Below are 21,852 nucleotides of genomic sequence, written 5' to 3' on the forward strand. Positions count from 1 at the left end.
GAGGATGCAACGACAGCCTGATTAAATGGAAATCAGTCGAAAAATGAGAATTTGATGAAAAGTTGATGAGAAAACAATGAGGGTTTTATGAAGTCGTGAAGAGTATATGAAGCTAAAAAACATAAAGAAGCCCGCCGCCTTGTTAGGCAGCGGGCTTCTTTATGTCTGGCGGTTGAGTTCGGCCGGTTAATGCGCGCCAACCGATTGTTCGCGGGTTGCTCGCTCAGCGGCTAAGTCGTCGCCGTAGTGCGTGTGCTCCGAGCGGTAGAAGCGCTCAAACACCAGCGGAAACACGAAGAGCGTGAGGATGGTACCCGTTATCAGGCCGCCGATTACCACGATGGCCAGCGGCTTGGAAGTCTCGGAGCCGATGCCGGTCGAAATCGCAGCCGGCATCAGACCGATGGTGGCCATAAGGGCCGTCATGACCACGGGGCGCACCCGCGAAATCACGCCTTCGTTGATGGAATGGTCGAGCGAGTGCTTTTTCACCAGGTTCTGCTTGAAGACGGATATCAGAATCACGCCGTTCTGTATACAAATGCCGAACAAGGCAATGAAGCCGATGCCGGCCGAAATGGAGAAGTTGGTGTGCGTGATGAGCAGCGCCGCGATGCCGCCGATGATGGCAAACGGCACGTTGAGCAGCACCAGCCCGGCATCCTTCAGGTTGCCAAACAGAATGAACAGAATGAAGAAAATGAGGCCCAGGGAAATGGGTACCACCTGCGAGAGGCGCTGCTGGGCGCGGCGCTGGTTCTCGAAGTCGCCGGTCCATTTCTGCTCGTAGCCTTTGGGCAGGACTACGTGGCGGTTCACTTTCTCCTGTGCTTCCTTAATGGTCGAGCCCATATCGCGGCCGCGGATGCTGAACTTCACGGCGGCGAAGCGGCGGTTGTCGTCGCGGTAAATCAGGCTCGGGCCGGTCACGGAGCCGATATTTGCGATTTCGGAGAGTGGAATGGTTTTGCCGTTTTGCGTGGGCACCATCAGGGCCGAGATTTGGGCCGGCGTCTGGCGGAACTGGGGCTCGTAGCGCACCCGAATGGGAAACTTGCGCTCGCCCTCGTAGAGTTGGGTGGCCTGCTTGCCACCCACTGCCATTTCGAGCACAGAGTTGGCGTCCGACTTGTTCACACCGTAGCTGGCCATGCGCCGCTCGTCAAGGTCGACGTGGAACTCGGGCTGGCCGATGTTGCGCAGCACGCCGAGGTCGTCGATGCCGCGCACGGTTTTCAAAACTTCGTACACCTCGCGGGCCTTGGCTTCCAGCGTTGGCAGGTCGGTGCCATAAATCTTCACCGCAATCGAGCCTTTCACGCCCGATGCGGCTTCCTCCACGTTGTCGGTAATCGGCTGCGAGAAGTTAAAATCAACGCCCGTAAAGCGGTCGAGCTTTTCCTTCATGTGCTCCACGAGCGCCTCGCGGTTGGCCTTCGATTTCATCTCCTTCTCCACCTCCGGTGTGTGCTTGAGCTGCACCAAAAACTCGTTGTTGTAGAAGCCCGTGGGGTCGGTACCGTCGTTCGGGCGGCCGGTCTGGCTCACCACGTCACTCACTTCCGGGAAGCTCAGGAACACGCGCCGCATCTGGTTACACAAGTCGTTCGATGATTCCAGGCTAATGCTGAGTGGCAGCTGGGCGCGCACGTAAATGGAGCCCTCGTTCAACTCTGGCAGGAATTCCGAGCCCAGAAACGAGAAGGAATACAGGCCCACGGCCGTCACCGCGAAGGCAATGATGAGCGTGGCCGTTTTACGGGCGTAGGTGAAGCGGAAGAAGCGGTTGGCGCCGTTGTTCACGGCACGCACGAAGAAGTTTTCCTTCTCCTTCACGTTCTTTTTCAGCAGGATGCTCACCAGCACCGGTACCAGCGTGAGGGTGAAAATCAGAGCACCCAGCAGAGCGAAGCCCAGCGTCCAGGCCAGCGGGCTGAACACCTTGCCCTCCACTTTCTCGAAGGAGAAAATCGGTAGCAGGGCCGTGATAATAATGGCTTTGGCGAAGAAAATCGACTTACCCATGTCGCGCCCCGATTTCTTAATCAGGCCCATTTTGGAGAGCTTGTTGAATTTCTCCATGCCCATTTCGTGCGCCTTGTGGTCGAGGGCCACGAACAGGCCTTCCACCATTACCACGGCGCCGTCGATGATGATGCCGAAGTCAATGGCGCCCATGCTCAGCAGGTTGGCGCTCATGCCGCGCAGCCGCAGGCAGATGAAGGCAAACAGCAGTGCCAGTGGGATAATCACCGACACGATGACCGTAGTGCGCCAGTCGGCCATGAACAGGAACACGATGAGGGTAACTAGCACGATGCCCTCCAACAGGTTGTGAATCACCGTTTCCGTTGAGAAGTCGATGAGCTGCTGCCGGTCGTAGAAGGTTTTCATCTTCACGTCGGGCGGCAGGATTTTCGAGTTCAACTCGTTCACCTTATCATGGAGGCGGGATATGACTTCCGAAGGGTTTTCGCCCTTGCGCATCACCACGATGCCTTCCAGCTTGTCGTCCTCGAAGCCGCGACCCACCTGGCCCAGGCGCGGCAGGGCACTTTCGGTCACTTTGGCCACGTCGCGCACCAGAATCGGCACCCCGTTCACGTTCTTAATCACCGTATTGGTGATATCGGAGATGTTGTTCAGCAGGCCGATGCCGCGCACTACGTAGTTCTGCTGGCCCTCATTTATCACGTCGCCGCCCACGTTGATGTTGGAACGCTGCACGGCGTTGTAGAGGTCGAGGGGGGTGAGGCCATGTGCCTGCAGCTTACCGGGGTTGACGCTGATTTCGTAGTCCTTCACCTCGCCGCCGAAGCTGTTCACGTCGGCCACACCGGGCACCGCTTTCAGGTTGCGCTCAATCACCCAATCCTGCAGGGTTTTGAGCTCGCGCACCGATTTAGTCTTGCTTTCCAGCGTGTAGCGGTAGATTTCGCCGGTGGGGCCATAGGGCGGCTGCACGTCGGGCGTGATGCCGTCAGGCAGGTCCACTTCGCGCAGCAGGTTGTTCACCTGCGGGCGGGCAAAGGCATCGTCCACGCCATCGTCAAAAATCACCTTCACCACCGACAGCCCAAAGAGCGTCGTGCTGCGCACCGAAGCCTTCCTCTGCACCGGGTTCAGCGCAATTTCAATCGGCACGGTCACGAACTTCTCCATCTCTTCGGCCGAGCGGCCAGGCCACTGCGTGATGATGGTAATTTCTGTGTTGGTGACGTCCGGGAAGGCCTCAATGGGCGTGTTCCGGTAGCTCACCACGCCCATCACCACTACCACCAGGGTCATGAGGAAGATGAAGCCTTTATTCTTAAGCGAGAAGGCAATTATGCCTTGAATAAACTTGTTCATTTTCAGTTTCTAACAGTGAAGAAACAGTGAATTTTGGGCAGATTTAAAAGGCAGTCTTGACCCAGAGCAAGGCGAAAATGCCCTTGCCCGAAATCAATCTCAACCCTATCGAATTAGTCGTTCAGCTCGTCGTACACCAGCAGCTGGTCCTTGGCAATTACCACCTCGCCGGGCTTGAGGCCGGAGCTCACGTAGCTGTAGTCGCCCACTGTTTTGCTGATGGTTACGGGCCGGGTTTCCACGTGGGTGCGGTCCTTGAACACCATCACAAAGTTGCGGTCCTTGTCAAAAACCACCGATTTGGCGGGCACGGCCAGAGCCTTCGCTCCTTCCGTGTTCTCGACGCGCACCTGCGCGTACATCTCCGGCTTGAGCAGGTAGCCGGGATTTTCGAGGCGCACGCGCACCTTCATCACCTTGCTTTCGGGGTCGAGCACGTTGAACACCTTGTCGATTTTGCCCCGGAAATGCTTGTCCGGATAGCTCAGCGTGGTCACGTCGGCCGCGTAGCCTTCTTTCACCTTCGAGATGTCCGACTCGAACACGTTGGCCATAATCCACACGTCGTCGAGGTTGCTCACCGTGAAGAGGTTGCCCACGTTGTCGTTGTTAAACTGCTCGTGGTCCGTCGCATTCTTCTCGGTGATAAAGCCCGAAATCGGGGCCCGCAACTCGTACATGCCATCCTTGCCGATGCCGTACACGCTGAGCTGCTTCACGTTTTTGCCCACCGTGCCGCGGGCTTTGGTCACCTCGGCGCGGGCCAGTACCACATCGCGTTCCGAGTTCAGGCCAGCCTTAAACATGTCTTCGGCCACGGCCAGGTTCTTGCGAGCAATGTCAAGGTCGGAACTAGCGGCGGTGGTCTGGTTCTGCACGTCGGCAATCTCACCCGATTTGATGACGGCCAGCACCTGGCCTTTGGTCACCTTGTCGCCGAGCTGCACTTTCAGCTGCTCCACCACACCGCCCACCAGCGGGTACACTTTCACGGTTTTGTCGCCGTCGGTGGCAATCTCGCCAGTCAGCACCAGCTCGTCCTGCACCGGGCGCAGCCGTACCGTGTCGAGCACGATTTGATGCATCATGGTGTCGGAGAGGCGGAATCCCTCCTTCTTCTCTTCTTTAACTTCGGGTTTGGAGCAGCCAACCAAGGTTACGGCGGTCAGCAGTGCTAGAAAGGAGCGGTTCATTAGGAGGTAAGTGTTAGCCAGTGGCCTTGGGCCAGCAGCTTATGATATTTCAGGATTAAGACGGTTGTGGCGGCTGGGCCGAATCTATTCGGCGCGGAAAATAGGCTTGCCGACAGCAAAATTCAGTTGCTCGAAGGCCCGCACGCGGTTGGCCCGCAAGGTATTTAGCTGCACCAGGTTATTCTTGTAGGACTCGAAAAAGTCCAGGTATTCCACCACGCTCAGAATTCGCTTGGCATAGCTCTGCTCGATGCCCACCATCAGCCGCGCAAAGGGCGCGGTGTCGCGGTCGGTGTTCTGAAACAGGTCGTCGTTGCGGGCGGCCAGCTGGTAGGCTTGGTGCACCTCGTTCTGCACCACCAGCTGCTGCTGGTCCACCAGCAGCTTGCTGCCGGCAATCTGGGCCTTGGCCGCCTGAATATTGCCTTGGTTGCGGTTGAAAATCGGTACCGCAATGCCCAGCGTCAGCGCATTGTAGTTGTTGATGTAGGAACCCGCCTTGTCATAGGTGTAGCCCACGGCCAGGTCGGGCGTAGCCAGCTTTTGCTGGAGGCGCAGGTTCAGGTTTTGCTGCTCCACGCTGGCACGGCGGGCGTTCAGGTCGGTGCGCAGCACCAGGGCCGTGTCGGCCAGCTGCTGCTCCGAGTAGTTTTTCAGGCTTAGGTCGCGGGTCTTGTTCACGTCCACCAAGGGCACGAATTGGGTGCCCGTCGCATCGCGCACCAGCACGTGCAGGTCGGTTTGGTCCGTGGCCACGTCATTGAGCAAGCTCTGCCGCTCGCTTTGCAGCGTGAACAGGAAAGCCCGCAGGCGAATCACCTCCTTCAGCGCAATGTTGCCCTTCTCAAACTGCGTCTGGTACAGGCCCACGGTGCGCGTCAGCGACGCAATTTCGGTGGCGTAAGCCTTCAGTGTCTGCTGTTTGAAGTAGATGTCGTAGAACGTGGTGCGCAGCTGGTAGCGCAGGTTGCGCAGCAGGTCCTGCAGGTTGTACTGCTCCACCACAGCGTTTTGCTGGGCTACCTGGCCGGCCGCTTTGCGCCGCCCGGCCAGCGAAAACAATTGCTGCACCGTCACAATGGCTTCGCTGCCCACGGTGCCCTCGGGCACGGTGGGGCGGGCAATTTTGCGGCGCAGCACATCCTGTTCCACGTAAATAGTCGGGTTGTCGATAATCCGGGCCTGCACAGCCTGCGCCTGGGCCACCGTCACGTTGTATTGCTGGGCCAGCACGGCCAGGTTGTTTTGGAAAAAGCGCTGCTCGGCATCGGGCAGCGTCAGGCGTACGGTATCAGTTGGGGTAACCGGGGTAGCCGTAGTGCTTTGGGCAGCTGCCGGCTGAGCAGCCAGGCACCACGCCCCAAAAAGAACCAGAAAAGGAAAGCGGGACATAATTGGCGTTGATTTCCTGACAAAGGTGCCGGTAGGTGTATGAGGATAAAATGAATGTTCCATTTACCCCTTGAACGCCCCATAAACCTCGGTGAACACCCACTTTTAGCGGGGCCATCTTTCTGGATGCGCTGGGCTACCACATGGCTTGCGGCAGCCTGACCACCCCGCCAGCCACCTGCGCGGCCATTAAATAGCCCTGCACCAGCTGCGAGGAACCAGCCGGCAGCACATGGGCCAACGGGCTCGTACGCGTGCTGGACAGGCCCAGCATTGCCGCAAGCATCAGTGCCCAGGAAATAACCCGCCCTTCCCGGTTCCGGCCTTTCGTTGGCTGGGTGTCGGCCGTCAGGCCCAGGGTATCGGCTACAGCCCGCAAGTCGAAGGGAAGCAGGTTATTCAGCTGGTTTTTAAAGCTGATTAAACTCGCCGACACTGCGGCTGCCGACAGCCGATTATGCTCGGCATACTGGCCCAGCAGGCCCGGCAGCACCGCCCCCACCAGCGTGAGCAAGGTGCTGGCCGTGGTGCGTTTCACCTGCGCGTAGCGGCTTACCGAAGCCGCGATGGTTTGCCAGGAATTGCCGAATAATACCAGCAACAGCGTTTCGCCCTGCATCATGGCGCTGCCGGCTTCCCGGCCACCGCCCAGTATGCCCAGCATTCCGGTCACGCTGCCCAGCCCATACTGCGTCGTTTGATAGGCTCGGCTGCTCCATTCAAAAAGTAATTGGGCATCTGAGGTTTCGGCTTGCCGGGCCATGCCGGCCATCATCACGGGCAGCACGCCATCCACGGCACGCTTGATTCCGTTTTCGCCCTCGCCCAGGCGGGCAGCCAGGTGGCTAATCAGTTCCCGGGGAAAGGCCTTGGTGATGGCAGCGAATAGTGCAGGCATAGCAGAACAGGAAGATGTGGTAGAATCTCTCGCTTGGTATCGTTGCAAAGTAGCTAAATAGTAATAGCATAAGCATTATGTACACGGTAAAACTCAAAATTCGCCCGACCAAGCTTAATAATTGCCTGCTGAACGAAATCGACTCCTTTCCTTATCCTACGCATCATCATAGATTATCCTGCCCACTCAAATTCAACTAACAAAAAAAGCCCGACGGTCTGCCGGGCGTTTTACTATCGATTACTCGTCACTTAGTCATCCTCATAATCGAGTCCGAGGCAGCTGTTCAGCGCCTGAAGCAGCTCGCTGGCGGCGTGTTGCTGGCCAGCGGCGCGGGCCACTTTCAGCCCGTTGCGGTACACTTTCTCCGCTTCTTCCTTCTTGCCAAACTGCTCCAATAGCTTGCCGGCGTGGTAGTAAGTCCCCACATAATCGGGGTGTTCGGTTAATAGTTTATGATAAAATTCCCAGGCTCGCTCCGGTTCCTGGGCGCGGTATTCGGTTGCCAGGGCATATATGGTGAAAGCATCGGTGGGGTCATCGGCGTAGAAAGCCAATAACTGTTGCAAACGAGTGGACGGAGTGTTCATCAGGGCAGGAGTTTTGTTTACCTTTGGGGCAAAATTGCGGCTTTTCCCTCGCATATCCCTTGGTAAAGATTGGCTGCCGGCAATCGGCAAGCTACTACAGGTTGTTATGCATGCAGCCTTTTTCATTCGATTTCGCCACCCTAATCCCGCTTAGATGAAGTTTCTGGTTTGTATTTCCAACGTGCCCGACACGACCACCAAAATTGCTTTCACCCCCGATAACAAGGAGTTCAATAAGGCCGGTGTGCAGTTCGTGATTAACCCTTGGGATGAGTACGCCCTCACCCGCGCCATCGAACTGAAAGAAGCCGCCGGCAGCGGCACCGTAACGGTGCTGAATGTAGGCGAAGCCGACACCGAGCCCAACATCCGCAAGGCGCTGGCCATCGGGGCCGATGACGCCATCCGGGTGAATGCTGCGCCGCAGGACGCCTATTTCGTGGCCGAGCAGATTGCCGCCGTTGCCAAAGAAGGTGCCTACGACGTGATTTTAATGGGCAAGGAAAGCATCGACTACAATGGCTTCCAGGTACACGGCATGGTGGGCGAAATGCTCGGCATCCCCACGGTGGCTCCGGCCATGAAACTGGATATGAACGGCAACACCGCCACGCTGGAGCGCGAAATCGAAGGCGGCAAGGAAATCGTGACCGTGAACACGCCCTTCGTGGCCTCGTGCCAGCAGCCCATGTGCGAGCCCCGCATCCCCAACATGCGCGGCATCATGACGGCCCGCACCAAGCCCCTGAAAGTGGTGCCCGCCGTAGGCGAGCCTGCCCGCACCACCGTGGCCGAGTACGCGCTGCCGCCCAAAAAGCAGGGCGTGAAGCTCATCGACGCCGAGAATGCCGGCGAGCTCATCAAATTGCTCCGCAACGAAGCGAAGGTTATTTAATCCGTCTGTCATGCTGACGAAGGAAGCATCTTATCACGGCTGCTTTCGTCGCAATCCCCAATTCTAATGGCGCAAGCGTGATAAGGTCCTTCGCTGCGCTCAGGATGACAAAAAAGCAAAACCCATGTCTGTATTAGTTGTAGTTGAATGCGCCGACGGCGAAGTAAAAAAGTCGTCGCTCGAAGTTGCCTCTTACGGGGCGCAGGTGGCGGCCCAGCTGGGCACCACCGCCACGGCCATTGCCGTAGGTGAAGCCAAAGAGGCCAGCCTGGCCAAGCTCGGCGAACAGGGCATCACGAAAGTGCTGTACGATGCCGAGCCCCGCCTTAAAGACTTCGTGAACAATGCCTACACCAAGCTCATCGCCACGGCGGCCGAGCAGGAGCAGGCCAAAATCATCGTACTGGCCAACAGCAACATTGGCGCGGCGGTAGGCTCGCGGCTGTCGGTGCGGCTGAAGGCCAGCTTGGCCACCAACGTGGTGGAACTGCCCAAAACCGACGGCGGCCAGTTCACGGTGAAGCGTGGCGCGTTCTCGGGCAAGGCGTTTTCGGACGTGGTGCTGAGCGGCGACCGCAAAATCATCGCCGTGAAGAAAAACTCGACCGAAGCCAAGCACGATGCCGGCAAAATGGCCGAAGTAACCAGCTTCTCGGCCCAACTATCGGACGCTGATTTTGCCGATGCGCCTACCCAAGTAATCATGCAGGACCAGGCCGGTGGCGTGCTCCTGCCCGAAGCCGAGCTCGTGGTATCGGGTGGCCGCGGCATGAAGGGCCCCGAGAACTGGCACCTGATTGAGGACCTCGCCAAAGCCTTGGGCGCAGCCACGGCCTGCTCCAAGCCCGTGTCGGACGTGGACTGGCGCCCTCACCACGAACACGTGGGCCAGACCGGCATCACCATCTCGCCGAATCTGTACATTGCCTGCGGCATTTCGGGCGCCATCCAGCACCTGGCCGGCGTGAACAGCTCGAAGGTGATTGTGGTCATCAACAAAGACCCGGAAGCGCCTTTCTTCAAAGCGGCCGATTACGGCATCGTGGGCGACGTTTTTGACGTATTGCCCAAGCTAACCGCCGCTGTAAAGGCCCTTAACTAGGGTTATGTGCAGGCATTGGGGACTCGGTCCGGTGGTTTTCGCAAGAAGCCCCGGGCCGGGTCCTCAATCTTTTTTCGGCATTTCCGGTTTCTACGGCAGGTTTTGGCCGCAGATGCCTGGACTTTTCTTTATTTGCACGTACATCCTGTCTACCGGCTTTGGCCCGGCCCCTCCCACCTTTCCGCTTCCAAGACACCCAGTTCCTAGTTCCTTATTCCCTTGAAAAAAATCCAGCTTGAAATCCTGGGGCTTTCGTCCAGCCAGTCGCAATCTGGCTCCTTCGCGCTGATTCTGGGCGAGAAGGGCGGCAACCGCCGCTTGCCCATTATTATCGGCATGTTTGAAGCACAAAGCATTGCCATTCAGATAGAAAAAATTAGTCCCAATCGGCCGCTCACCCACGACTTGTTCAAGTCGTTTGCCGAGCACGTGCACGTTGTAATTCTGGAGGTGGTGATTTCTGACCTCAAAGAAGGCGTGTTCTATTCGCGCATCGTGTGTTCCGACGGGGCTACTACGTTCGATATCGACGCTCGTCCTTCCGATGCCATTGCCATTGGCCTGCGCTTCGGCGTGCCCATCTACACGGTGGAAAGCGTGCTGAGCGAAGCTGGCATCATCCTTTCTGACCTCGATGAGGCCGAAAGCGAAGCCGAAGAGGACGATGAAGACGAGGACGACGACAACGATACGGACTCGCCCCGCGCCAGCCGCTCCCAGCCCGAGCCCCGCGAGCCAAGCGGCCAGGTTTCGCTGGATGAGCTGACCAAAATGCTGGCCCAGGCCCTCGAAAAAGAGGACTACGAAAAAGCCGCCAAAATCCGCGACGAGCTCAACAAGCGCAACGGCTAACTACAGATTAAGCGGTTTTAACGGACTCAAACAGACTTTTTGTGGTTCCGTTTTCCCGTTTCTGTTACTGATGCTTTTGAAAGCGCTGCCTCTGTTCGGGGCAGCGCTTTTGTTTTCTTTGCAGCTATGAATGAATCGAACGACTCACTGAAATACCCCATTGGCCGGCCGCAGCTGCCCACCGGCCCCCTCGCCCCGTCCGAGCGCACGGCGCTGATTCAACAGCTGGCGGAGCTGCCGGCCCAGCTCACGGCCATGGCGCGCAAAGTGGGTGGCGAGGGCCTGCAACGCCCCTACCGCCCCGGTGGCTGGACTGGCCGCCAGGTAATCCACCACGTCGCGGATTCGCACATCAACAGCTACGTGCGCTTCCGCCTGGCCCTGACGGAGGACAATCCCACCATCAGCCCTTACGACGAGCAGGCCTGGGCCGAGCTACCCGATTCAGCCGCCACGCCCATCACCGTGTCGCTCACGCTGCTGGAGGCCCTGCATTCGCGCTGGGTCACGCTGCTGCACCACCTCACGGAGGAGCAATGGCAGCGCACGTTCTACCACCCCGGCAACCAGCGTAAGTCAACGCTCGACCAAGCGCTGGCGCTCTATGCCTGGCATGGCCGGCACCATTTGGCGCACCTGGAATTACTGTTGCCAAAAGAGTAACACCGCCCTTTTCCGCTACAGAAAAGCCCCGTCTCTACGGAGAAACGGGGCTTTTCTGTAGCGGAAATTCCGAGTTAGATACCGCCGCCGGATTCGCTTTCTTCGGCAAAAGCGGCCATGCCGCCTTCGGTTTCTTCATCGACTCTTTTGGCGGCGCGCACGAGGCTGCTGCTGAAGATGAAGTCGCGCAACTCGGGGACTTTGGCGTTCAGGATTTCTTCATTGGTGCCGTCCCAGAGTTTTTTGCCCTGGTGCAGGAAGATGATGTGCTCGCCAATCTCAATCACCGAGTTCATGTCGTGGGTCACGATGACGGTGGTGATGTTGTACTCGTGGGTGATTTCGTGAATCAGGTTGTCGATTTTGATGCTGGTGGCCGGGTCGAGACCGGAGTTGGGCTCGTCGCAGAACAAGTAAGTACACTGCGGGGCGATGGCGCGGGCAATGCCCACGCGCTTCTTCATGCCGCCCGAGATTTCGGCGGGCATCTTGTTGCCGGCATTTTCAAGGCCCACGCGCTTCAAGCAGAATTCGACCCGGTCGCGCCGCTCTTCGGGCGACATTTCGGGCGTCAGCATCTGCAGCGGGAATTCCACGTTCTGGGCCACCGTCATGGAGTCGAACAGGGCCGAGCCCTGGAACAGCATCCCAATTTTGCGGCGGATTTCCTGGCGGATATCAATCTTGCTGTTGGTGTACACCGTGCCATCGAAGGTGATGGAGCCGATATCGGGCTTCATCAGACCCACAATACATTGCAGCAGCACGCTTTTGCCGGTGCCCGAGCCGCCGAGCAGCAGGTTGCACTTGCCGGATTCGAACACGCACGAAATGCCTTTCAGCACGGGCGTGCCGTCGAAGGATTTTTCGATGTTGGATACTTCAATCATTATTTGATTGATGAATTGTTGAGATTGTTGGATAGCTGAATTGATTATTTGTGTCTTTACTAATGAAAGCAACCAATCAATTCAACCGTTTAGCCATTCGACCATCCACCCATTTAATCAGAGCAGCAGCGCCGCCAGGGCGAAGTCGGCGATGAGGATGGCAATAATGGAATTGGTTACGGCACCGGTGCTGGCTGCGCCTACTTCGAGGGCACCGCCGGTGGTGTAGTAGCCTTTGAAGGACGAAATACCCGATACCAAGAAGGCAAATACCACGGCCTTGATGAGGGCAAAAACGATGTTGTAAGGAATAAAATCGGTACGGATGCCTTCGATATAGTCCTGGGCCGTCATGACGCCGGTGAGGGTGCCGGCCAAGTAGCCGCCCAGAATAGACAGCAACATGGCCAGAATAACCAGCAGCGGAAACATGAGCAGCGCCGCCAGAATTCGCGGCAACACCAGATAAGACGTGGAATTGATGCCCATTACCTCCAGCGCCGACACCTGCTCGGTGATGCGCATGGTGCCCAGACCACCGGCGATGCTGCTGCCCACCTTGCCTGCCAGCACGATGCTGGTGATGGTGGGGGCCAGCTCCAGAATGGTCATCTCGCGCACCATGTAGCCGATGGTGGACTGCGGAATGAGCGGGTTGGTAAGGTTATAGGCAATCTGGACGCAGGTAACGGCCCCGATGAAGGCCGACACGATGGACACGATGACAATGGAATCGACCCCGATGAGGATGGCTTCGTCGATGGTGCGGTTCCAGAGGACGCTGAATCGCTCCGTGCGCGTGACCATGCCCCGCAGGAAAAGGACAAACGAGCCGAAAGTTTTAAGCATGAGAATTTGTTGAGGAATAAAAACCGAAGTTTGGGCGCGGCGGTTGCCGCAGGCGAAACTTCAGAGGCTTCGCCACCTTACGTAAATCAGATGAACAGAGCCCAAACGAGCGAAAAATTAATTGTCGTCACCGGCGGCAGCAAAGGTATTGGTCGCGCCGTGGTGGCGCGCTTTCTGCGGGCCGGCTACCCGGTGGCCACCTGCGCCCGCTCGGCCGCCGACCTGGCCGCGCTTACAACCGAATTGCAGGCCGATGTTCCCGGGGCCGTGCTCCACACCCTGCCCGCCGACCTCAGCCAGCAGGCCGACTGCGCCCGTTTCGTGGCCTTCGTGCTGGGCCTGGGCCTGCCGGTGGAAGTGCTGGTGAACAACGCGGGGGCCTTCATTCCCGGCCGCTTGCAGGACGAGCCCACCGATGGCTCCCAGCTGCGCCAGATGCTGGCCGTGAATTTATTGAGTGCTTATGATGTGACGCTGCCGCTGCTGCCGGGCCTGATTGCACAGGGCCACGGGCACATTTTCACGGTTTGCTCCACGGCCAGCATCACGGCTTACCCCAACGGCGGCTCCTACGGCATTGCCAAGCACGCGCTGCTGGGCTTCACCAAAAACCTGCGTGAGGAACTGAAAGCTAGCGGCGTGCGCGTCACGGCCGTATTGCCCGGCCCCACGCTCACAGCCAGCTGGGCGGGCGTGGAACTGCCCAAGGAGCGGTTTGTGCAAGCCGAAGACGTGGCGGAGGCAGTGTTTTCGGCCTTTTCCCTGTCGCCGCACGCCGTGGTGGAGGAGTTGCTGATTCGGCCGCAGCTGGGGGATTTGTAGGATGAGCCGCCGGGTTACTCAGCCTTGGTGCGGCCGTTGCCGGTTACTTTGATATCGGTGAACGTAGGCGCGCCACCGTAAAACAGCGTGCCATTGCCAGCCACCGTGCCGCCCAGGTTAGCAGAGGCCCGGACATGGGCATCGCCGTCGCTGTCGCGGGTGGTTTTGAAATAGCAATTTTGCGGCGTTATGCCCTGGGCAAACAAGCGGCCGGAACCACCCAGCGTGAAATTCATAAACTCGGTTGTGCCGCGAACGGTGATATCACCCAACTCGTATTGGTCGAGGAACAGGTATTTCGACTGCACCGTCAGGTCCATGTCGCCGGCTCCGATGAGGTGAAAGAAGATGGTGTCCTGCGCAAATTGGCCCACGGTGCTGGTATTGCCCTGGCCGCGCAAAAACACGTTGGTGATGCGTGGCACGTGCAACGTCACTTCGCGGGGCGTGTCGTAGCTGCGGGCCCAGTTGCAGGTGCTGGTGTTGTTAATTTCCAACGCATTGCCTTTGCGGGTGAGCACGATGTCGCTGATAAGGTTTTCGCCGGCCCGCACTTCGGCGTAGGTCTGGGTATCCTGCACCAGGCGCAGGTCCACGTTGTCGAAGGCCGTGACGGTGACCAGGCCGGCATCTACGTCGCGGCGCTGGGTGACGATGGTGCCGGTGCTTTTCAGGCAATCGGTGCCGTGGCCAGGACCACAGGTGCTCAAACCAAGCATCAGCGTGAGGCCGAATCCGATGCGGCCCAGCCCACGCAGTACCCCAAACCCACCCAGGCCGCTAACTTGCGGCCGCAAACTCGTATCGCACATATTCAGCCTTACTTTTCCCAAAGATAAATGGACCTCACCGGTAAAGTTGCCATCGTCACGGGCGCAAGCAAAGGAATTGGCCGCGCCACCGTCGAAGCCCTGCTGGCGCGCGGCGCGGCTGTGGCCGGCTGGGCGCGCACTGCGCCCGAAGGCCTGACGCACGACCGTTTCCAGTTTTTCGAGTGCGATGTGCGGGACGAGCATTCCATCGCCGAAGCTTTTACTAACACGCAGCGCGAGTTAGGACCCGAGATTCATGTGCTGGTAAACAACGCCGGTCTGGGCATTATGGGCGAGGTCGACGGCTTCAAGACCGGAGATTGGAAAACGATGTTCGATACCAACGTACTGGGCACTTTCCTCTGCACCCGCGCCGTGCTGCCGCAGATGAAGAGCCAGCACGCGGGCCATATCGTGAACGTGGCGTCGCTGGCCGGCACGGCGGGGACGGCCGGCATGTCGGGCTACTGCGCCACCAAGTTTGCGGTGCGCGGCTTTTCGGATGCGTTATTTAAGGAAGTACGACCGGCTGGTATTCGCGTGACGTGCGTCATGCCTGGCTCGGTTGAAACCAATTTCAACGGCAAAGAACCGGGCACCACGCCCGACCCCTACAAGATGCAGCCCGGAGACATTGCCGACGCCATTGTACACGCCATCGAAGCGCCGGACACGACGATGATTTCCGAAATTCAGCTGCGCCCGGCGCAGGTCAAATAATATGGTAGAAATCGAGCACCTGACCAAAACCTACGGCACCCAGAATGCCGTGGATAACATCAGTTTCACGGCGGGCAAGGGTGAAATCGTGGGCTTCCTCGGGCCGAACGGCGCGGGCAAAAGCACCACGATGAAAATTGCCACCGGCTACCTCCCTCCCACCGCCGGCACCGTGCGCGTGGCCGGCTACGACGTGCTCACGGACAGTTTGGCCGTGCGCCGGCACGTGGGCTACCTGCCCGAGCACAACCCGCTCTACCTCGACATGTACGTGCACGAGTACCTCGAATTCATTGGGGCAGTGCACGGGCTGAACGGCTCCGGTCTGCGCAACCGCGTGAGTGAGTTGGTGCGCCGCGTGGGTCTGAGCCGCGAACAGAACAAGCAGATTGGCGCGCTCAGCAAAGGCTACCGGCAGCGCGTAGGCCTGGCCCAGGCCCTCATCCACGACCCCGACGTGCTCATCCTCGACGAGCCCACCACCGGCCTCGACCCCAACCAGATTCTGGAAATCCGCCAGCTTATCCGCGAGGTGGGCGAGGATAAGACCGTCATTTTCAGCACCCACATTCTACCCGAAGTCACGGCGCTGTGCTCGCGCGTGCTCATCATCAGCCGCGGCAAGCTGGTGGCCGACAGCCCGGTGGCCGAGCTGGCCGCCCGCGCTGCCGGCGAAACCGTGGTGCGCGCCGAGTTCGAAGGCGCGGTGGATTCCGCCAAGCTGGCCAAGCTGCCCAACGTGCGCCACGTGGAGCTGGCAACTGACGGTGCGGTGCTGTTGCGTACCGCGCCGGGCACCGACGTGCGCGCCGCCGTGTCGCGCCTGGCCGGGCAGGAAGGCTGGATTTTATTGGGGCTGCGGCAGGAGCAGCAGAGTCTGGAGGAGGTCTTTGGGGAATTAACGAAGTAACTATTTTAGTCGCCTGTCATCCTGAGCGCAGCGAAGGACCCTATGACGGGCAAACAGCTTGCAGTAATCAAATTGATTTGGCTAGTTCTGATGAAGCAGATGTGATAAGGTCCTTCGCTGCGCTCAGGATGACAAACGAGAATAAATGCTTACCATTCTAAGAAAAGAATTCAACGCTTTCCTGAACTCCCCCGTGGCCTACGTGGTGCTGGGGGTATTTCTGGTGGCGACGGGCCTGTTTGTCTGGGTTTTCCCCGATAGCAGCGTGCTCGACTACGGCTACGCCGACCTGCAAACGCTCTTCAACTTGGCCCCGTGGATTTTCCTGTTCCTGATTCCGGCCCTCACCATGCGCACGTTTGCCGAGGAGAAAAAGGCCGGCACCATTGAGCTTTTGCTGACCCGCCCGCTCACCGATGGGCAGATTATCGGCGGCAAGTACCTGGCCTGCCTGCTGCTGGCGCTGCTGGCGCTGGTCCCCACGCTGCTCTACTATTATTCGGTGTATAAGCTGGGCAGTCCGGAGGGTAATATTGACTCGGCTGCCACGGTGGGCTCTTATCTGGGGCTGGCGCTGCTGGCAGCGGTGTTTGCAGCCATTGGCGTCCTGGCTTCGGCCCTCACGCGCGACCAGATTATTGCCTTTCTGGTGGCGGTGGTGGGTTGTTTTCTGGTGTATTCGGGCTTCGATTCGCTGGCCTCGGTGCTGCAAGGCAGTTCGGCATACTACGTGAGCCAGTTGGGCATTGCGGCGCACTACCGCGACCTTAGCAAGGGCTTGGTCGACTCGCGTGATTTGGTTTATTTCTTCAGCGTGGTGGCCGTGGCGTTGCAGGCCACGCGCCTGGCTTTACGGAGTCGTAACTGGTAATGGAAAATACGTTGACTACTTCTCCGGCTGCGGTTCCTGCCCCGACCTCGCGCAAGCAGCGCGACCTGCTCACGTTTGCTGCCATCATCGGCGGGTTGCTGCTGTTCAATTTTATTGCCCAACGCTTCTTCTTCCGCCTCGATTTGACCGAAGAAAAGCGCTACACCATGTCGCCAGCCACCAAGGCCCTGCTGCGCGACCTCAAGCAGCCGGTCACCGTCACGGTGTACCTCACCGGCGACTTCCCGCCCGCCTTCCGCCGCCTGGAGCAGGGCGTGCGCGAAACCCTCACCGAATTCCAGGTCTACGGCGGGGCCAACCTGAACTACATTTTCATCGACCCGAGCGCCGGCAGCACCGAAGCTGCCCGCAATGCTTTCTACCAAACCCTCTTCAAAAAAGGCCTGAAACCCACCAACCTCGGTGCCACCGAAAACGGCAAGCGCGTCGAGAAAATCATTTTTCCCTACGCCGTGGTGAGCGTGGGCGGGCACGATAAATCGGTCCTGCTGCTGCGCGGCAACCAAGCTGCCCCGGCCGAAGTGCGCCTCAACCAGAGCATCGAAGGGCTGGAATACGAGTTGGCCAGCACCATCCGCTCGCTGGTGCCAGCCCTGCGCAAGCGCATTGGCGTGGTGGAAGGCCACGGCGAACTGACCAACGTGCAGGCCGGTGACATGCTCGGCAGCTGGCAACAGCAGTACGATGTATTCCGCGTGACGCTGAGCAAGGTGAAGGACCTGAGCGCGCTCGATGCCATCGTGGTGGCCCAGCCCAAAACGCCTTACTCCGAAGACGACAAGTTCAAGCTCGACCAGTTCATCACGCAGGGCGGCCGGGCGCTGTTTTTCGTCGATGCGCTGCGCGTCGACCTCGACAGCGTGGGCCGCAACGGGGCCGCACTGGCCACGCCCTACAACCTCAACCTCGACGACCTGTTCTTCAAATACGGCCTGCGCCTGAACCCCAACCTGCTGCTCGACCTCAACAGCGGCCAGATTCCGCTCGTGACGGGCATGGAGGGCAACAAGCCCAAAATCGAGCCCATGCCCTGGCAGCTCTACCCGCTCATCAACCGGTTCAGCCCCCACCCCATCACCCGCAACCTCGACGCGGTATATCTGAAATTCGTGGGCAACCTCGACACGGTGAAGGCCACCGGCATCCGCAAAACCCCGCTGATGACCACCTCGCGCTACACCCGCGTGCTGCCCGCCCCGGTGCCCATCAATTTCAACGACGCGCGCCTCGAACCCAATCCCAAGCTCTACCAGAAGGGTTTTCAGTCGGTGGGCTACCTGCTCGAAGGACAGTTTACCTCACTCTTCGCCAACCGCGCCCGGCCCGGCACCCTGCAATTCCAGCCCGAAAAGCCAGCTAACGCCAAGCCCAGCAAAATTCTGGTCATTTCCGATGGCGACTTCATCCGCTCCGATATCGACCCCAAAACCGGCAACCCCTACCGCCTGGGCTTCGACCGCCTCGCCAACACCGAATTTGCCAACCGCGAGCTAGTCCTCAACGCCACCGACTACCTGCTCGACGAAACCGGCCTCATCGCCGTACGCGGCAAGCAAATCACCCTGCGCCCCCTCGATAAAGTGAAGCTGGCCGAGCAGCGCCGCCGCTGGCAACTGCTGAACCTCGGCGCGCCGCTGGCGCTGCTGGGCGTGTTTGGGGCCGTGCGGGCGTGGCGGCGCAAGCGGCGGTATGCGGCGTTTGGGGTATAGAAATTTAAAGGCTACCCGACTCCGGCCAGTTCGACCAATGGGTATTGGGCTCCAGCGTAGGCCGGTAGTAACGGGGGTCTCCTGTCGCTAAGACTTTCGCAATCTGCTGCCAGGTTTCGTAGCTACTAGGACGGGCGTTTTCCCATTGCTCCCGTTCGAACTCTCCTGTCCGTTTCTCTTGAGTTCGGATTGTAGCAGTTAAGGTCTCCAAACTCATCCCGTGCAACCCTCTAATACCTTGGTTCAACTCGTATGTTCTAAGGATATCTTCCTCAGACATAATCTTGGGTAGGCCAACCACAAAGTCTTTGTGGTACCATTGGTCCAGCACCAGAACCTTCTTTAGATTCCTAGGAATCGATTTGTATAATTCTGCATCAGTAGCTCGAAATACTTCTTGATTTTGGGTAATCAGAAGCCGGCCAACTTCTTCCATGTCAATGCTACCCGGTTCAAACTCTACCAAGTTAATCCCGGCGCGCTCAAAATCTAACTTATTATGGCTCAATGGTAAAATGGCATTGCGCACTAATAAACTAGTTGCTTTGGTATTCAACAAACCATCGTCAGTGGCTGCTCTGAAAGAATCCTCGTCGATTGGTGCGGCATCGTAGTAATTGGTGTTTCTATTGTTGTACCGCTCCAGATTAATTAGACAGTTACCATAGTAGTAGATATTTAGTTCGATGCGCCCGCCTCTTGGATAGTAGCCAAGTATCTCGGCTGCTATTGCCCATTCATTTTCGCTGCGAAACAGGTTTAGACGCGTATCAATCAGATAGGAATACGGATGATTCAAAGGAATGAAATCGTAGTAAACACCATCATTTGAATGGTCGAGTGAATCAAGTATTTCCTGTTCCGAAATCATATCAGGTCACTTTTGGTATGGCTACTGAATTTTTGTCAAGCCGAATGTAAGGCGGACGTTTAAAAGAAGCTTTACCGTCTTCTTTCGTCCCTTCCAAACCCCAACCCCGCCGCGTATCTTTGCCCTCCCTCAACCCCAACCAAGGCCCTTCTCATGAAATTCATCGTCTCTTCCTCCGCGCTGCTCAAGCAGCTGCAAAGCATCAACGGCGTGGTTACGAACAACCCCGTGGTGCCCATTCTGGAGAACTTTCTCTTTGAGATTGAGGCCGGTAAACTCACTATCACTGCCTCCGACCTGGAGACGAGCATGATAACCGAGCTGCCCGTAGAGGCCCGCGACACCGGCCGCATTGCCGCGCCCGCCCGCATCCTGCTCGATACCCTCAAGAACCTGCCCGACCAGCCCGTGACCTTCACGCTGGACGAGGAAACCTACACCATCGAAATCAGTTCGGCCAACGGGCGCTACAAACTGGCCGGCGAGAATGCCGCCGACTTCCCCCGCGTACCGGTGGTGAAGGGCTCGGCACCGATTGAGATGCCCTCGTCGTCGCTGGCCCGCGCCATCAACAAAACTATCTTCGCGGTGAGCACCGACGAGCTGCGCCCAGCCATGACCGGCATCCTGGTGCAGCTGGCCGACTCGCAGGTAACCTTTGTGGCCACCGACGGGCACCGCCTGCTGCGCTACCGCCGCCAGGACGTGGGCGCCGGCCAAACTGCCAACCTCATCATCCCGCGCAAAGCTTTTAACCTGCTGAAAGGTACGCTGCCCTCGGAGGCCACGCCGGTGAAGATGGAGTTTAACCAGAGCAACGCCTTCTTTTCCTTCAACCAGATGCGCCTGGTGTGCCGGCTGATTGACGAGCGGTACCCCGACTACGAAAACGTGATTCCGGTGAGCAACCCCAACAAGCTCATCATCAACCGCGCCGAGCTGCTGAATTCGGTACGCCGCATCAGCATCTACTCCAACAAAACCACCCACCAGGTACGCCTGCGCCTGGCCGGCTCGGAATTGGTGGTATCGGCTGAAGACCTGGATTTCAGCAACGAAGCCAAGGAAACCCTCACCTGCCAGTACGACGGCGAGGACATGGAAATCGGCTTCAACGCCCGCTTCCTGCTCGAAATGCTTTCGAACATCGACTCCGAAGAAATTACGCTGGAACTGAGCACGCCCAACCGCGCCGGCCTGCTCATGCCCACGACGCCCGACGACAACGAAAGCATCCTGATGCTGGTGATGCCGGTGATGCTGAACAATTACGTCTAACTTTTTGCCTCCAAAACTGTCATCCTGAGCGTAGCGAAGGACCTTATCACCGCCGAACGCCAGCCGTTCCAACTTGATAAGGTCTTTCGCTACACTCAGGATGACACATTTTTACCCATTATGAAGAAATCAGAAATACGTTTCAGCATCGCCCTCGACGACAATAAAGTACCCGAGGCCATCAGCTGGTCGGCCACCGATGCAGGGCCGGATATCCACTTCGCCAAAGCCATCAACATTGCGCTGTGGGACCGGGAGCAGGTCGGCACCATGAAAATCGACCTCTGGACCAAGGATATGCCCGTGGACGAAATGAAGCGCTTCGTGGTCGATAACATCGGTTCGATGGCCGAAAACATCGTGACGGCTACCGACGACAAGGAAATGGCCAGCAAGATGCGCGCGCTTTGCAAAGAGCTGTCGGAGTACCTCGACAAACAGGAACAAACCCAGGAACGCCTGTAGTACTTGGTTTGCTTGTGCATTGCCTGAATTGAGCACCACAAAAAAGCCCGCCGGAAATCTCCGGCGGGGCTTTTCATATTTAGGCGCTAGCTGAAGCGTGCGTTACAATTTATCGGGCGTTGCGGCCCAGGTTGCCAGCGGGGCGATTGGTGGGCCGGGTGCTGGTCGGGGTAATGGACGCATCATTAGCGCGGGCTGGCGCAGGATTCTGCACCGAATTGGTGAGCAGGATGCTGGCCGACTGGCTGGCAAAGTCGCGGTCCGTTTTATTATAGACGCTGCGGGAGCCAAAGTAGCTGGTGTATTGGTCGTTGCTAAGGAAGGCCTGGAATTCCTGGTCCCGCTCTTTGCAGACGCCGTTGCACTGCTCATCAATCAGCCTTTGGTTGCCGGCATTTTTGCGCTCGATGGCCGCCATCTTGGCAATTTTATCAGCGTTGACAGCGCGGAGCTTGGTGGCCTGGTAGTTATTCAAGTGCAGGTCGCGCACCATCTGCTCGCTGAGGCGGTCGGCACGGGCTTGGACGGGGTTGAGGCGGGGGCTGGACTGGGTTTTGTCCTGCACGGCCGCAGTGCTATTGGGCCCCTGCTGGGCGGCAGCAGAACCGGCCAGAAGCGCCAGGAAAAGAGAAGCAAAAGCAGTTTTCGTCGTCATCGTCGTAGGGGTTTCAGTTGCACACTTACGCAAGGACCGGGCC

21 protein-coding genes are annotated in these 21,852 nt (G+C 58.2%); 11 read left to right on the forward strand and 10 right to left on the reverse strand.

What is annotated here, in order from left to right:
* Positions 1–186 precede the first annotated feature (186 nt).
* From ACYU7Q_RS05390 to ACYU7Q_RS05410, 5 genes are all read right to left on the reverse strand, one after another.
* Positions 187–3,351 (reverse strand): efflux RND transporter permease subunit, encoded by a 3,165-nt coding sequence (locus ACYU7Q_RS05390; protein WP_460608405.1) that lies wholly within the window; start codon positions 3,349–3,351, stop codon positions 187–189.
* Positions 3,352–3,464: 113 nt separating this feature from the next.
* On the reverse strand, positions 3,465–4,544 hold the full coding sequence (locus tag ACYU7Q_RS05395) for an efflux RND transporter periplasmic adaptor subunit (protein WP_460608406.1): 1,080 nt from the start codon (positions 4,542–4,544) through the stop codon (positions 3,465–3,467).
* A gap of 84 nt (positions 4,545–4,628) precedes the next feature.
* Complete coding sequence (locus ACYU7Q_RS05400) at positions 4,629–5,936, reverse strand: TolC family protein (RefSeq protein WP_460608407.1); 1,308 nt, start codon at positions 5,934–5,936, stop codon at positions 4,629–4,631.
* Between the two features lie 136 nt (positions 5,937–6,072).
* On the reverse strand, positions 6,073–6,834 hold the full coding sequence (locus ACYU7Q_RS05405; protein WP_460608408.1) for a DUF937 domain-containing protein: 762 nt from the start codon (positions 6,832–6,834) through the stop codon (positions 6,073–6,075).
* A gap of 251 nt (positions 6,835–7,085) precedes the next feature.
* A complete protein-coding gene (locus tag ACYU7Q_RS05410) occupies positions 7,086–7,424 on the reverse strand; it encodes a tetratricopeptide repeat protein (protein WP_460608409.1) in 339 nt (112 codons plus the stop codon).
* A gap of 154 nt (positions 7,425–7,578) precedes the next feature.
* Here ACYU7Q_RS05410 and ACYU7Q_RS05415 point away from each other — a divergent pair, with 154 nt between their 5' ends.
* The 4 genes from ACYU7Q_RS05415 (at position 7,579) to ACYU7Q_RS05430 (ending at position 10,936) form a co-directional block, all read left to right on the forward strand.
* On the forward strand, positions 7,579–8,319 hold the full coding sequence (locus tag ACYU7Q_RS05415) for an electron transfer flavoprotein subunit beta/FixA family protein (protein WP_460608410.1): 741 nt from the start codon (positions 7,579–7,581) through the stop codon (positions 8,317–8,319).
* Between the two features lie 124 nt (positions 8,320–8,443).
* Positions 8,444–9,421 carry an electron transfer flavoprotein subunit alpha/FixB family protein gene (locus ACYU7Q_RS05420; protein ID WP_460608411.1) on the forward strand — a complete coding sequence of 326 codons (978 nt, stop codon included), beginning with the start codon at positions 8,444–8,446 and terminating at the stop codon, positions 9,419–9,421.
* A 219-nt stretch (positions 9,422–9,640) separates the two neighbouring features.
* Positions 9,641–10,273 (forward strand): bifunctional nuclease family protein, encoded by a 633-nt coding sequence (locus ACYU7Q_RS05425; protein WP_460608412.1) that lies wholly within the window; start codon positions 9,641–9,643, stop codon positions 10,271–10,273.
* Positions 10,274–10,399: 126 nt separating this feature from the next.
* Complete coding sequence (locus ACYU7Q_RS05430; protein WP_460608413.1) at positions 10,400–10,936, forward strand: metal-dependent hydrolase; 537 nt, start codon at positions 10,400–10,402, stop codon at positions 10,934–10,936.
* Positions 10,937–11,010: 74 nt separating this feature from the next.
* On the opposite strand, the gene ACYU7Q_RS05435 is transcribed toward ACYU7Q_RS05430, so the two are convergent.
* Together ACYU7Q_RS05435 and ACYU7Q_RS05440 are read right to left on the reverse strand one after the other, a co-directional pair.
* Positions 11,011–11,826 carry an ABC transporter ATP-binding protein gene (locus tag ACYU7Q_RS05435; RefSeq protein WP_460608414.1) on the reverse strand — a complete coding sequence of 272 codons (816 nt, stop codon included), beginning with the start codon at positions 11,824–11,826 and terminating at the stop codon, positions 11,011–11,013.
* Positions 11,827–11,943: 117 nt separating this feature from the next.
* Positions 11,944–12,675, reverse strand: coding sequence for an MlaE family ABC transporter permease (locus tag ACYU7Q_RS05440; protein WP_460608415.1), 732 nt, complete (start codon positions 12,673–12,675; stop codon positions 11,944–11,946).
* 90 nt (positions 12,676–12,765) lie between these two features.
* Here ACYU7Q_RS05440 and ACYU7Q_RS05445 point away from each other — a divergent pair, with 90 nt between their 5' ends.
* Complete coding sequence (locus ACYU7Q_RS05445) at positions 12,766–13,497, forward strand: SDR family oxidoreductase (RefSeq protein ID WP_460608416.1); 732 nt, start codon at positions 12,766–12,768, stop codon at positions 13,495–13,497.
* A gap of 14 nt (positions 13,498–13,511) precedes the next feature.
* On the opposite strand, the gene ACYU7Q_RS05450 is transcribed toward ACYU7Q_RS05445, so the two are convergent.
* Positions 13,512–14,309 carry a head GIN domain-containing protein gene (locus tag ACYU7Q_RS05450; RefSeq protein ID WP_460608417.1) on the reverse strand — a complete coding sequence of 266 codons (798 nt, stop codon included), beginning with the start codon at positions 14,307–14,309 and terminating at the stop codon, positions 13,512–13,514.
* 27 nt (positions 14,310–14,336) lie between these two features.
* Between ACYU7Q_RS05450 and ACYU7Q_RS05455 the strand changes: the two genes are divergently transcribed.
* The 4 genes from ACYU7Q_RS05455 to gldG all read left to right on the forward strand — a co-directional run bounded on the left by ACYU7Q_RS05455 (position 14,337) and on the right by gldG (position 18,540).
* Complete coding sequence (locus tag ACYU7Q_RS05455) at positions 14,337–15,029, forward strand: SDR family oxidoreductase (protein ID WP_460608418.1); 693 nt, start codon at positions 14,337–14,339, stop codon at positions 15,027–15,029.
* Position 15,030: 1 nt separating this feature from the next.
* On the forward strand, positions 15,031–15,939 hold the full coding sequence (gene gldA / locus ACYU7Q_RS05460) for a gliding motility-associated ABC transporter ATP-binding protein (protein ID WP_460608419.1): 909 nt from the start codon (positions 15,031–15,033) through the stop codon (positions 15,937–15,939).
* 145 nt (positions 15,940–16,084) lie between these two features.
* Positions 16,085–16,810, forward strand: a complete 726-nt coding sequence (gene gldF / locus ACYU7Q_RS05465; protein ID WP_196288277.1) for a gliding motility-associated ABC transporter permease subunit GldF — start codon at positions 16,085–16,087, stop codon at positions 16,808–16,810.
* Positions 16,810–18,540, forward strand: a complete 1,731-nt coding sequence (gene gldG / locus ACYU7Q_RS05470) for a motility-associated ABC transporter substrate-binding family protein (protein WP_460608420.1) — start codon at positions 16,810–16,812, stop codon at positions 18,538–18,540. The genes gldF and gldG overlap by 1 nt, the downstream gene beginning before the upstream one ends.
* 4 nt (positions 18,541–18,544) lie before the next feature.
* Here gldG and ACYU7Q_RS05475 read toward each other — a convergent pair whose 3' ends face one another.
* Positions 18,545–19,411 (reverse strand): DUF7003 family protein, encoded by an 867-nt coding sequence (locus ACYU7Q_RS05475; protein ID WP_460608421.1) that lies wholly within the window; start codon positions 19,409–19,411, stop codon positions 18,545–18,547.
* Between the two features lie 153 nt (positions 19,412–19,564).
* On the opposite strand from ACYU7Q_RS05475, the gene dnaN reads away from it, so the two are divergent.
* Together dnaN and gldC are read left to right on the forward strand one after the other, a co-directional pair.
* Positions 19,565–20,689, forward strand: coding sequence for a DNA polymerase III subunit beta (dnaN, locus tag ACYU7Q_RS05480; protein ID WP_035567181.1), 1,125 nt, complete (start codon positions 19,565–19,567; stop codon positions 20,687–20,689).
* Between the two features lie 120 nt (positions 20,690–20,809).
* The gene (gldC, locus tag ACYU7Q_RS05485; RefSeq protein ID WP_460608422.1) at positions 20,810–21,154 is read left to right on the forward strand and encodes a gliding motility protein GldC; all 345 of its coding nucleotides are present in this window, start codon (positions 20,810–20,812) and stop codon (positions 21,152–21,154) included.
* Between the two features lie 109 nt (positions 21,155–21,263).
* Here the strand turns inward: gldC and ACYU7Q_RS05490 are convergent, their stop codons facing one another.
* The gene (locus tag ACYU7Q_RS05490; protein WP_460608423.1) at positions 21,264–21,809 is read right to left on the reverse strand and encodes a hypothetical protein; all 546 of its coding nucleotides are present in this window, start codon (positions 21,807–21,809) and stop codon (positions 21,264–21,266) included.
* Between the last annotated feature and the right edge of the window lie 43 nt (positions 21,810–21,852).

Source organism: Hymenobacter terrigena (assembly GCF_054776515.1).